Annotated in this window: 9 protein-coding genes; 7 read left to right on the forward strand and 2 right to left on the reverse strand. The window is 70.5% G+C overall.

All coding sequences use genetic code 11. The features are described from left to right. Positions 1-71 precede the first annotated feature (71 nt). Genes ACYVDN_RS13500 through ACYVDN_RS13515 form a run of 4 tightly spaced genes read left to right on the forward strand, consistent with a single transcriptional unit; the run spans position 72 to position 7388 of the window. Positions 72-2840 carry a hypothetical protein gene (locus ACYVDN_RS13500; RefSeq protein WP_460572494.1) on the forward strand — a complete coding sequence of 923 codons (2769 nt, stop codon included), beginning with the start codon at positions 72-74 and terminating at the stop codon, positions 2838-2840. Beyond that, positions 2837-5602, forward strand: a complete 2766-nt coding sequence (locus ACYVDN_RS13505) for an ABC transporter permease (protein ID WP_460572496.1) — start codon at positions 2837-2839, stop codon at positions 5600-5602. The genes ACYVDN_RS13500 and ACYVDN_RS13505 overlap by 4 nt, the downstream gene beginning before the upstream one ends. After that, entirely contained in the window at positions 5599-6660 is a 1062-nt protein-coding gene (locus tag ACYVDN_RS13510; RefSeq protein WP_460572498.1) for an ABC transporter ATP-binding protein, read from the forward strand. Before ACYVDN_RS13505 ends, ACYVDN_RS13510 begins: the two co-directional genes overlap by 4 nt. Next, entirely contained in the window at positions 6657-7388 is a 732-nt protein-coding gene (locus ACYVDN_RS13515; protein WP_460572500.1) for an ABC transporter ATP-binding protein, read from the forward strand. Before ACYVDN_RS13510 ends, ACYVDN_RS13515 begins: the two co-directional genes overlap by 4 nt. A gap of 151 nt (positions 7389-7539) precedes the next feature. Here the strand turns inward: ACYVDN_RS13515 and ACYVDN_RS13520 are convergent, their stop codons facing one another. Further along, a complete protein-coding gene (locus ACYVDN_RS13520; protein WP_460572502.1) occupies positions 7540-8505 on the reverse strand; it encodes a GlxA family transcriptional regulator in 966 nt (321 codons plus the stop codon). 70 nt (positions 8506-8575) lie between these two features. On the opposite strand from ACYVDN_RS13520, the gene ACYVDN_RS13525 reads away from it, so the two are divergent. The 3 genes from ACYVDN_RS13525 to ACYVDN_RS13535 all read left to right on the forward strand — a co-directional run bounded on the left by ACYVDN_RS13525 (position 8576) and on the right by ACYVDN_RS13535 (position 10593). Then, positions 8576-9829 (forward strand): MFS transporter, encoded by a 1254-nt coding sequence (locus ACYVDN_RS13525; RefSeq protein WP_460572504.1) that lies wholly within the window; start codon positions 8576-8578, stop codon positions 9827-9829. Positions 9830-9910: 81 nt separating this feature from the next. Beyond that, complete coding sequence (locus tag ACYVDN_RS13530) at positions 9911-10192, forward strand: hypothetical protein (protein ID WP_460572506.1); 282 nt, start codon at positions 9911-9913, stop codon at positions 10190-10192. Positions 10193-10197: 5 nt separating this feature from the next. Beyond that, complete coding sequence (locus ACYVDN_RS13535; protein ID WP_460572508.1) at positions 10198-10593, forward strand: type II toxin-antitoxin system VapC family toxin; 396 nt, start codon at positions 10198-10200, stop codon at positions 10591-10593. Positions 10594-10615: 22 nt separating this feature from the next. Here ACYVDN_RS13535 and ACYVDN_RS13540 read toward each other — a convergent pair whose 3' ends face one another. Beyond that, the gene (locus tag ACYVDN_RS13540; protein WP_460572510.1) at positions 10616-11119 is read right to left on the reverse strand and encodes a hypothetical protein; all 504 of its coding nucleotides are present in this window, start codon (positions 11117-11119) and stop codon (positions 10616-10618) included. Between the last annotated feature and the right edge of the window lie 19 nt (positions 11120-11138).

Genomic DNA, 11138 nt, shown 5'->3' on the forward strand with positions numbered 1-11138 from the left:
TACGCGGGTATTACGCTTGCCGAATGCTGCCCGGGGCTTCCGACCCAAGCGCGAGCGGCTCTCCTTCGTCCGTGACGCCGCGGAACGTGGGGGCTGGTGCGCTCTGGCGCTCCCGCGCGCGTGAACAACGGGGGCTGCTCGCCGCGATCGCAGGAACCGTGTTCGTCATCGCCGCGCTCATGGTCGCGCTCGCCGGCATCGGGTCGCGGGCGCCGATCGAGGCGGTCCAGGGCACGATCGCCGCCGGTCCGACGGCCGACGTCTCGCGAACCGTCACGTTCGGCGCCATCGATGAGTCTCAGTCGGTCTCGCATGAGAGTGTGCGCGCCGCACTGGAGAAGCTGTTCACAGGGGTGCCGGTGACCGTCGATGTGCGCGATGGTGCGGCGGGAACTCAGTCGTGGACCGTGACGCCGGATGCCGAGCGCATCCGCCCCGAGCACCTCTCGGCGCTGCGCCGCGACGACGCGCGCCTCGAGCAGACCGTGTCAGCGGTGCCGGGGGTGGACGGCACGACCGTGAACGCGACAGGACAGGGAGCGGCGACGGCGCTGGCCATGGAACGCTCGCTCGACGCGTTCGCCGCCGTGCTCCCCGTTCCAGCCGCCGTCCTCGTGGTCTCCGCCGTGATCGCGCTCTGCCTGCTTGCCCAGCTGCTGGTGGAGGCGCGCGACAACGAGACACGACTGCTGCGGGCGCGCGGGGCGAGCATCCGCTGGATCATCGGTGCGGATGCCGCGGAGGCGGCGCTCGCTGTGGGGGCCGGCGCGCTGCTGGGGTCAGCCGTCGCGCTGGTCGTCGTTGCGCTGCTGATCGGGATGCCGTCGGCCGGCGCCGTCATCCTGCCGTTCCTCGGCGTTCTTCTCGGCTCGGCGGCGATCGTCGTCGCGTTCTCAGCAGTCGCTGCCGCCCGCACGTCGGGCGAGCCGCGTCAGGTCTCCGGCCGCACCCGCTTCGCCGTCTCCGCCGGCCTCACGTTCGTCGTGATCGCGGGCGCGGCCGTCTCGATGTGGCGGTTCATCACCGACGCGCGCGTCACGGGCGCCGCGATCGATCCGCTCGCGGTCATCGCACCGGCCGCGGGACTGTGCGCGCTGGCGGTGCTCGCCGTCGTGATCTTCGGGCCGGCGTCACGCGGGGTGGAGGCCACGACCGGCCGCTCGACCGGAACGGGAGCACTGCCGCTGCGTTCCGTCGCGAGGCACTCCGCCGTGTTCGCCGCGCCGGTCGCGCTTCTCACGATCGCTGTCGCCGTCACCACCTTCGCGGCCGGATACCAAGGCACCTGGTCGTCGTTCCTCGCGGCTTCGTCGCGCATCGTGATCGGCGCAGACGCCCGTCTCGACCTGGATGCCCCGCAGTTCGTGGAAGGCACGAAGGACGCCGCCCCGGTGACCCCTGTCGCCGCCGTGCCTGGGGTTCAGCGCGCGGTCCCCGCCGCGACACTGTCCGGCACGATCGGTCCGCTCGCCGTCGACGTCGTCGGCGCGCCGTCAGCCGAGCTGGCGGCCCTGCAGCCCGCGCCGAGCACGATGTTCGATGCGGCCTCGGTCTCGCAGGCAGTCGGGGCTGTGAAGGGTGGTGGCAGCGGCATCCGTCTGCCGAAGGGTGCTTCGACGCTCTCCCTGAAGGTCTCCGCGACGGGGTCGGTCGCGTCGACCGCGAGCCTGACCGGCTGGTTCCAGAACGCGTCAGGGGAGACCGTTCCGGGCACGAGCGCGCAGTTCGCGGTCGACGGCCCGTTGGGCTCGCCGTCGTCGTCTATCACCATTCCGGTGCCGGATGGCGGGCCGTGGACGTTCGCAGCGCTCGACGTAGCAGTCGATCTGCCCGCCAATCCGGACGGATCCGGCATGTCGCCGCTGCACAACGTGCGATTCGGCGTGCTGAGCGGGAAGGCGGGCGACGAGACGCTGCCCGTCGCATCCGCCGACTGGAACGTGCTGCCGGATGTCTACCCGCCGACCGGAGCGACCACCGTGCACGACACGAGCGGGATCGGCTTCACCGCGAACATCGCCGACTCCTCGCCGGCACTGCGGGTGCGACTGGCACCACCGGCTCACGAGGCGCCAGTCCCCATCGCCGTGAGCGCTGCGACGGCAGCGGGCACCGGTCTGCATGTCGGTCAGACCACGACGATCGACCTGCCGCAGGGGCCACTGACCGTTCGGGTCGCGGCGATCGTGCCTCAGGTGCCCGCGACGGATGACGTGACGGCGGTCCTCGCCGACCTGCCTCAGCTGAATTCGGCACTCCTCGCCTCGAGCCAGGACCTGCCGGCGATCGACACCATGCTCCTCGGCGTGGACGGATCGGCCCCGCAGGTCGCGGAGGCGGCCGCACGCGCGGCCGGCGACGGTGCGACGGAGAGCACGCCTGACACGGCTCTCGGTACACGCTTCATCTCACCGGTCGTCGCCGCGCTCAACGTGGGCGCGTACGGATGCTGCGTGCTCTCCGGGGTGGCGCTCGCCGCGTGCCTCGCAGCGCTCTGGCGGCGCAGAAGGGGCGAGACGGTCATCCTGCGCGCCATCGGGTTCGCCCCTGGGGTGCAGGCTCGCGGCCGTGGGGTCGAGGCCGTGCTCGCGGCCGGGTACGCGCTGGTGTGCGGCGTCGTGGCGGGCATCCTCATCTCCGTGCTCGCCGGGAACACGCTGGCGCGCAGCTCTGTGCCGTCCGCGCTTCCCTCGCTGCCGATCACGGGCGCCTTCGACACGGTGTGGCTCGCGGGATGCCTCATCGTGCTGCTGGTCGTCGTTGCGCTGATCATCCTGCGGTATGTGCGGGCGGTGCGTGCCGACGCCGTGCACGCCGTTCCGGGAAGGACGACGACGTGAGCGCCGCGCGCGACAGGCGATCGTCCTCGCTGTCGACGGTGGCGCTCGGGCTGCGGTCGATGCGGTCGTTCCGCGGAGCACTCGTCGCGCTCGGCATCGTCGTGCTGCTCGCCACGGCGGGGGTCGTCGCCTGGCCGAGCATCACCGCGTCGCTCGTATCGTCGGATGCCCGCTACCAACTCTCGGCCCAACCGTCGGCGGCGACGAGCCTCGGTGGCACCTTGTCGGTTCAGACCTATATCGGCGGGCCTTCGGACGCCGGCGGACTGTGGGACTCCGTTCCCGCCGCTCTGACCAAGGGCCGCCGCAACATGCAGCCAGCTCTGCGGGCGGTCACCGAGCCCGGACGGTTCGTCGGCCGGTCGGACGGCGTGTCTCGCGGGTCGACCGCGCCACCGGGAATCGCTGTCGTGCCCGTCGCCTCCGATCCGCCGCGCAGCGCGCTCGGCATCTCCGTCGAGGGCGACCCCGAGCTGCGATCGGATGCGCGCCTGGTCGACGGACGCTGGCCGAAGGGCGGTGTCGACGATGGCGAGACCGAGGTCGTGATGTCGGCGAAGGCGGCACGCGCACTGAAGTGGAAGCTCGGAACGACGAGAACGCTGAACCTCGACATCGACCCCGTCGCGGAGTCGCGCCTTCGCTTCCCCGGCGACACAGAGGGCAAGCCGAGGCTGAACCTCCGGCTGGTCGGCACCGTCGCTCCGCATGACGCGTCGAGCGACTTCTGGACGCTCGACCCGGTGCGGGCCGACCTCGGACGTGGCGTCTCGTCCGATCCGAACCTGAAGACCCCGCTGTACCACGGCCTGGTGTGGATGGATGCCGACGCCTGGCCCAAGACGGCCGTCGCACTGGGATCCCCCTATCTCTCCACCTGGTACGGCATCGACGACGGCGCGGTCGCGGTGCCTGCACTGCGCGACATCTCCGCGGCAGCCACCTCCTTCGTCGCGACGCCGATCCCCGTGGGGTCGGAAAACACCGGACAGGACCTGCGCCTGAGCACGCAGCTGCCCGACATCATCAACGAGATCCTGTCCAGGATCGCCTCCGTGCCGACCCTGCTCGCCATCGTCGCGATCGGACCCCTCGGCGCCGCGATCGCCGTGCTGTTCAGCGGCGCGAGACTGATGGCGTCCCGTCGCGCGCGGTCGTACGAGCTCATGCGCGCACGGGGCGGGTCTGAGTGGCGGGTGCGGGGTGGTGCCGCGCTCGAGGCGGCGGCCTTCACCGTGCCCGCGGCGATCGTCGGCGGGGTGGCTGCCTCGCTCGTCACGGGGGCTGGGGCGTCCGCAGCGTGGCTGATCGCGGCGTGCGCGCTTCTTCCACCGATCGCCATCGCGGCGACGGCCTCGAGCCCGACGATCGGGCGCGGCCGGCGCAGGCCCGTGCTCTCGTGGACGGTCGAACTGCTGGTCATCCTGCTCGCCGCGGCCGCGTGCATCGTGCTCGCCCAGCGCGGTGCCCAAGCGGTGGCGAACCCGCTCAGCATCGACCCGTTGCTCGTCGCGACACCGCTCCTGCTGGTGTTCGCGCTGTGCATTGTCGTGCTGCGCCTCTACCCGCCTCTGCTGCACGGGATCGGGCGGCTCGCGCTCGCCGCACGCGGCGCCGTCGGCCCAGTGGGCTGGGCGACGGCCGCCAGGGGCGGTGCCGGGCGACTCTGGCCGCTGTTCGCGATGCTGACGGGCGTCGCGGTGGCAGTGTTCGCGGGCAACACGCTCACCGTCGTGCTGACGGGAGGGCACGAGGATGCCCTGAGGCGCGTCAGCGCAGACATCACGGTGCAGGCCGACCTCTCCGAGGCGCAGCTGAAGCAGCTCGGTGAGCTGCCGGATGTCGCCGCGGTCGCCCCGGTGCGCCTCGTGGGTTACGCGGATGCTTCGACCGGCCAGACGGTCGCGACCTATCTTGTCGACGCCGGCGAAGTGATGAGGGCGCAGTCCGACGTGCCGGCCGACTCGAAGCTCTTCCCCGTCGGCAGCAGCGGCATCGGAGGCGCGACCGTTTTGGGCGGGCTGCCGACGTCGACGCGACCCGACAGCTTCGCCTTCAACGACGGACGGGACCGGATGCCTGTGCGCGTGGTCGACCACGCGAAGACCTCCGCCGCTCCCTTCCTCACCGACCCCTCATGGGCTCTCATCGACCAGCGAACGGCGCCGGCGTCGGTTCGTGCGGCGTCCACTCCCACCGCGGCACTGATCGATGTGCGGCCTGGTGCAGACGTTGCCGCAGTCGCCGACCAGGTGAACCCGATCGTCGGCGCTGACGCGGTGGTCGACTCGACCTCGGCGGCGCAGGACCGACAGGAGCAGGGACCGCTCTTGCCCGGCATCCAGAAGTTGATGCTTGCTGGGTCGCTGCTCGCAGTCATCATGGCCGTCGCGGCGCTTCTGCTCACGCTCGCGATGGGTCGACGAGCACGGGTGCGGCTGCTCAGCGTTCTGCGCACGCTCGGGTTCGACCGAGGGCAGTCCGCGGCACTCGTGGCGTGGGAGGTGACTCCGCTGGCGCTCACCGCGATCGTCGTCGGGGTGTTGACAGGGCTCGGGCTGTCGTGGCTCGTGCTGGATGCCGTCGATCTGCGTCCGATCACGGGCGCACTGGAGCGTGCGGACTTCGCGGTCTCGTGGCAGGCGGTCGCGGTCGTGGTCGGCGTGTTCGCGCTGGGTACGGCGATCGCGGTGGGGAGTGCGGTGGTGGCGGCGCGGCGGGCGGATCCCGCAAGGTCGCTGCGTGCGGAGGAGGAGACATGAGCGAGGACGAGAACCGCGGCGCTGCGGCCGTTGCCGAGCTGGGCCATGCGCCGGGGTCTGCGACGGATCGAGAGCGGGATGGCGGCATCCTGTGCTCCGATCTGGTGCGCATCTACTCCGGCGACGGCGTCGAGGTGCAGGCCCTGCAGGGGTTGAACCTGCAGGTGGACGGCGGGGAGCTGGTCGCGATCGTCGGGGCATCCGGCTCGGGCAAGTCGACGCTGTTGGGCATCCTGTCCGGTCTCGACAAGCAGACGGCCGGCAAGGCGGTGGTGGCGGGTCGCGATCTGCTGACCATGTCGCGCAAGCAACGGCTGGAGTACCGAAGGCGCGCTGTCGGCTTCATCTGGCAGCAGACCGAGCGCAACCTGCTGCCCTACCTCACAGCGAGGGAGAACATCGCGATGGCGATGAGTCTTGCCGGCTCGGGCTCGGGCTCGGGCTCCGGCTCGGGCTCCGGCTCCGGGGGCGGTCGGCGCGACCGCACCGCTCGCATGGCCGCGCGCTCCGCTGAGCTTCTCGACCTACTCGAGATCGGGGACAAGGCGGAGCGGATGCCCGCCGAGCTCTCCGGCGGCGAGCAGCAGCGCGTCGCGATCGCCGTGAGCCTGGCGAACGACCCGCGGGTGCTTCTCGCCGACGAACCGACCGGCGAGCTGGACGACGCGACGAGCGTCGAGGTGCTTGAAGTGATGCGCCGGGTGAACCGCGAGCTCGGCGTCACGACCCTGATCGTCACGCACGATCCGACGGTGGCGGAGCACGTGCGGCGCACCGTGCTGATCCGCGACGGGCGCACGTCGACCGAGGTGTTCCGCAGCCATGGCGAAGGCGGCGAGCACGCCGTGGCCGAGGAGTTCACCGTGATCGACCGCTCCGGCCGGCTGCAGTTGCCCGCCGAGTACGTCACCCGGCTGCAGCTCCGCGACCGGGTGCGGCTCGAGCTGGAGCCGACGCACGTCAGGGTCTCGCCGTCGCAGCGGCCCGCAGCGGTGGATGCATCGGATGATCCACAACCTGCCAGCAGCCCTGCGGCCCACCGAGCGGAGGAGTCATGACAGGCACGGTAGACGCGACCGGCGACATCCTGCCGGTCTTGCGCGCGCAGGCGCTCACCAGGGTGTTCGGCGAGGGCGCCACACGGGTCGAAGCGTGCGCCGGTATCGACGTCGAGGTGCGGCCGGGGGAGCTCCTCGTCGTGAAGGGGCGCTCCGGCTCGGGCAAGACCACGTTGCTGAACATGCTGGCGGCGGTCGACCGTCCGACCAGCGGGAGGGTGTGGCTCGGCGACGTCGAGCTGAGCGCGGCCACCGAGGACGAGCTCGTGCGGGTGCGGCGAGACCGCATCGGATTCGTCTTTCAGGGGTTCGGGCTCATCCCGGTGCTCTCCGCCGCCGAGAACGTCGAGCTGCCGCTGAGGCTGCAGCGGATGCCGGCCGACGAACGGGATGCCCGCGTCGCGCGCCTGCTCGCCGACGTCGGCCTCACCGAGCACGCCGCTCAGAGACCACCGGAGATGTCCGGCGGTCAGCAGCAGCGCGTGGGCATCGCGCGAGCCCTCGCGACCGACCCCGATGTGCTCTTCGCCGACGAGCCCACCGGCCAGCTGGACAGCATGACGGCGGCCGTCATCATGGACCTGCTCGTCGGGCTGGTGCGCGACCGCGGAATGGCCGCCGTGGTGACGACGCACGACCCCGCGATGTCGGAGCGCGCCACCCGCGTGCTGGAGCTGCACGACGGCCGCATCGTGTCGGGAGCGGCTGTCCTCCCCTCCGCTGGTTGAGGAGCACGCCGCAGGCGCGCGTCCCTCCGCTGGTTGAGGAGCACGCCGCAGGGCGCGTCTCGAAACCCGCCCGCCGCTTGAAGAGGTTTCGAGACGCGTCGCTCCGCGATGCTCCTCAACCTGCGGTGGACGCGTCGCTCCGCGATGCTCCTCAACCCACGGCAACCGCAAAGGTGCGGCGGTAGTCGCTGGGGCTCACCCCTGTGGCGCGGCGGAAATGCACCCGCAGATTCGCCGCTGTGCCGAGGCCGCACAGCTCGGCGACCCGGTCGACGCCGAATCCGGTGGTCTCCAGCAGCTCCTTGGCGCGGTCGATGCGTGCCGTGTTCAGCCATTTGAGCGGCGTCGTGCCGGTTTCGGCGACGAACTGTCTCGCGAACGTGCGAGCGGATGCCCGTGAATGCGCGGCAAGGTCGCCAACGGTGAGCGGCCGGTCGAGTCGCGCCAACGCCCAGGTCTGCGTCGCCGAGAGGCTGGTACCGCGCTGCCCCGCCACAGGGGGCCGCTCGATGTACTGGGCCTGACCGCCGTCGCGATGCGGCGCAGCGACGATGTCACGTGCCACGGCGTTGGCGGCCGCTGCCCCGTGATCGAGCCGAAGGATGTGCAGGCACACGTCGATGCCGCTGGCCACGCCGGCCGAGGTGATCACGTCGCCCTCGTCGACGAAGAGCACGTCGGGATCCACCGTCACCAGCGGATGCTTCCTGGCGAGGGCATCCGTGTAGCGCCAGTGCGTCGTCGCACGTCGGCCATCGAGCAGACCTGCGCCGGCGAGTGCGAAAGCGCCCGTGCAGATCGACACCATGCGTGCCCCGCGGCGGCTCGCCTCACGGAGGGCGTCGGCGACGTCGTCCGTGATGCCATCGGTCGCGTCGCGGAAGGCCGGCACGATCACAGTGTCGGCGCTCACCACCGCGTCGAGACCGTGCGTGGCGTTCACCGACCAGCCGCCCGTGGTGTCGACGGGACCCGGCGTACGCCCGCAGAGCACCACCTCGTAGGGCAGTCCGAGGTGATCGAAGATCTGGAACGGCATCCCGATCTCCATCGGCAGCGCGCGCCCGAGTGCGAGCACCGCAATGCGGTGCCGTCGGCCTTGTCTCGGTTGGGTCATGGCAGAAATGTATCGCATATCGGCATTCATGCCACTCGTGGATGCCCAGCCGGGCCAGCACAGTGGGTTCGTGACCACCCTGCGAACTCGAACGGATGCCTCGCCGCACCTGCGCGTCGCCCGTCGGCTCGCGCCGGCTCAGGCGCTCTACATCTTCGGCAGCTCCGTCGATCTCACCCTCACCGGCATCGTCGGTGCGCGCCTTGCGCCGTCCACCGCGCTGGCGACGCTGCCCTATAGCCTCATCCCGATCGCGGCCGTGGCCTCGACGTTTCTCATCTCGCGTTTCATCGGACGCATCGGGTACCGCGCGGTGTTCACGGCCGTCGCATGTGTCGCGGTCGTCGCGGGGATCGTCTCCGCCGTTGCGGTTCAGCTCGACCTGTTCTGGATGTTCTGCCTCGGTACCGGCCTGATCGGGGTCTACTCCGCGGGGGCCGGCTACTACCGTTACGCCGCTGCGGACGCCGCAGGAACCCAGCGCGCCCGCGCCGTGACCACGGTGCTGGCCGGCGGCCTGATCGCCGCGCTGCTCGGCCCCTTCCTCGCGACCTGGGTGTCGGGCCTTCTGCCGGTCGCGTTCGTCGCGAGCTACCTGCTGGTCGCTCTTTTCGCCGCGCTCGCCGCGGTGTGGAACGCGTTCCTCCCTCGCGAACTGTCGAGGCACGGCATCTCCGAGGCCGCGACTTCACCCACTGCCGGGGGCGCGGGGGAGTCGGCACGACCGTCCGAGCCCGCTCCGCGAACACGTCGCACACTGTGGCGGCAGCCGGTCCTGCTCGCCGGCGTCGCGGCGACCTCGTTCGCGGCGTTCTCGATGACGTCGATGATGACGGCCGGGCCGATCGCCGGAATGGCGATGGGCCACAGTGAGGCCGAGGCGGCCTTCGCCGTGCAGCTGCACATGATCGGCATGTTCGCGCCCGGGTTCGTGATCGCGCGGTTCATCGGGCGATTCGGCGAGCGGTCGATCGCGGTGGCCGGTGCAATTCTCGTCATCCTGGCCGGTGCCGCGGCCGCGTGCAGTACGGCGGAGTGGGCGTTCCTGACGGCGATGTTCGCCGTCGGAGTCGGCTGGAACCTGGCGTACAGCGGCGGCAGTGCCATGATCACGGATGCCTACCACGCGGGCGAGCGCGGCCGCGTGCAGCCGATCGCCGAGGTCGTCACGAACGGCTTCAACGTGATCGGAGCGCTGAGCGCGGGCATCCTCGCGACGGTGCCTGGCTGGCGGATGCTCGGCATCGGCCTGATCATCCTGTCGGTCGTCGTCGCGATCGGTGTCGCCGCTGTGCGACGCTCCGTGCGTGCCCCCGCGGCGTGAGGCGGCGTGCTGGAGACGACATCCACAATTTAGTGCGATTCTTGATATTATGGCTCTGAATTCACAGGAGAGCCGAAAGTCATGGATCAAGACCGGATTGACGACCTGCCTGAGGTTTCCATCAGCGCGTTCAAGGTGAATCCTTCTGCGTTCATGGTGAGCGGAGCTGTGGTCACCAACCACGGCCGCCGTCGCGCGGCGTTCGTTCCTCTGGATGACGAGCCCCGAGCGAACGCCAAACTCGACGAGGTGAAGGCGCAGCTGGCGCTGCTGTCGAGAACAGCTGATCCCGACGACGTTGCACGAGAACTCGCCGAGCTGAGTGCCTCGCGGGACGCCGAACTGATCGATCCAGCACGATGAAGGCCATGATCGACACGAGCGTGCTCATTGCCGGCCTTCCGGCGGAGATCATCGGGGAGATCGAGAACTACTGCTCGTCGATGATCTGCCGCGCCGAGCTCGCCAGGGGCCTCTACGCGTACGAGGCCGACCCGGCGAAGCGGCGGCAGGCAGCAACACGCAGGGAGTTGCTGCGGCTCCTCGATGCGATTCCGGGCTTCTGGGTCGAGTTCGATCGGTCGGCATCCGACGGATATGGCAGGCTGACGGCGGTGCCCAGCACGGCGATCCGGCACAAGGACGCCCTGATCGCCGGCCACTGCGTCTCTCGGCACCTCCCGCTTGTGACGGGAGATAAGGGCTTCACGCGCTTTCCCGACCTCGAGTTCACGCTGGTCGGCGAACCGGAGGCCCGGGCGTAGCTGCCTGCTCGGAGCCGAACGACTACCCGCCGTACTCCCCGGCGATCTGCAGGCCCGCGTGGTGGGCATCGCATGCCGCCGCGATGGCATCCGCCGCTCCGCTGTACGGCTGCGCCATGGGATCGAAGACGGCGCCGTCGACCGACGCAGGCGTCTTCTCGATGGCGTCCTTCGCCGCAGCGACCAGGTCCTTCAGCCCGTAGCTGGGCTGGAACGTGAGCGCCGAGTATTGGTAGGGCACGGTGTTCACCGCACCTGCATACTCGGCGGCCGAGATCTTGCCCTGCTTGTAGCCCGAGTAGGCGTTCAAGGTCGTCGTACCGATCGCAGAGGCGACGGCACACGTGAGCGCGATGTCGGATGCCCCCGACGATGCTCCTGCGGTGGCATCGGCGTAACTCGGTGCGGCGGTCGCCGGAGCGAGCGTGGTCGTCGGGCTGGTGGAGGTCTGCGCTGTGCATCCTGCGACGAGTAACGCGGCTGCAGCGAGCGTGACGGCGGCGAGGACTCGACCCGGTCTGAACATGGCTGAACCATAGCCGCGC

The organism is Humibacter soli (assembly GCF_054779035.1).

Excerpts from the sequence above, each read along its gene's own strand:
- ACYVDN_RS13515 (WP_460572500.1), top strand. The coding sequence starts at position 6,657 with ATGACAGGCACGGTAGACGCGACCGGCGACATCCTGCCGGTCTTGCGC.
- ACYVDN_RS13540 (WP_460572510.1), bottom strand. The coding sequence starts at position 11,119 with ATGTTCAGACCGGGTCGAGTCCTCGCCGCCGTCACGCTCGCTGCAGCC.
- ACYVDN_RS13520 (WP_460572502.1), bottom strand. The coding sequence starts at position 8,505 with ATGACCCAACCGAGACAAGGCCGACGGCACCGCATTGCGGTGCTCGCA.
- ACYVDN_RS13510 (WP_460572498.1), top strand. The coding sequence starts at position 5,599 with ATGAGCGAGGACGAGAACCGCGGCGCTGCGGCCGTTGCCGAGCTGGGC.
- ACYVDN_RS13535 (WP_460572508.1), top strand. The coding sequence starts at position 10,198 with ATGATCGACACGAGCGTGCTCATTGCCGGCCTTCCGGCGGAGATCATC.
- ACYVDN_RS13530 (WP_460572506.1), top strand. The coding sequence starts at position 9,911 with ATGGATCAAGACCGGATTGACGACCTGCCTGAGGTTTCCATCAGCGCG.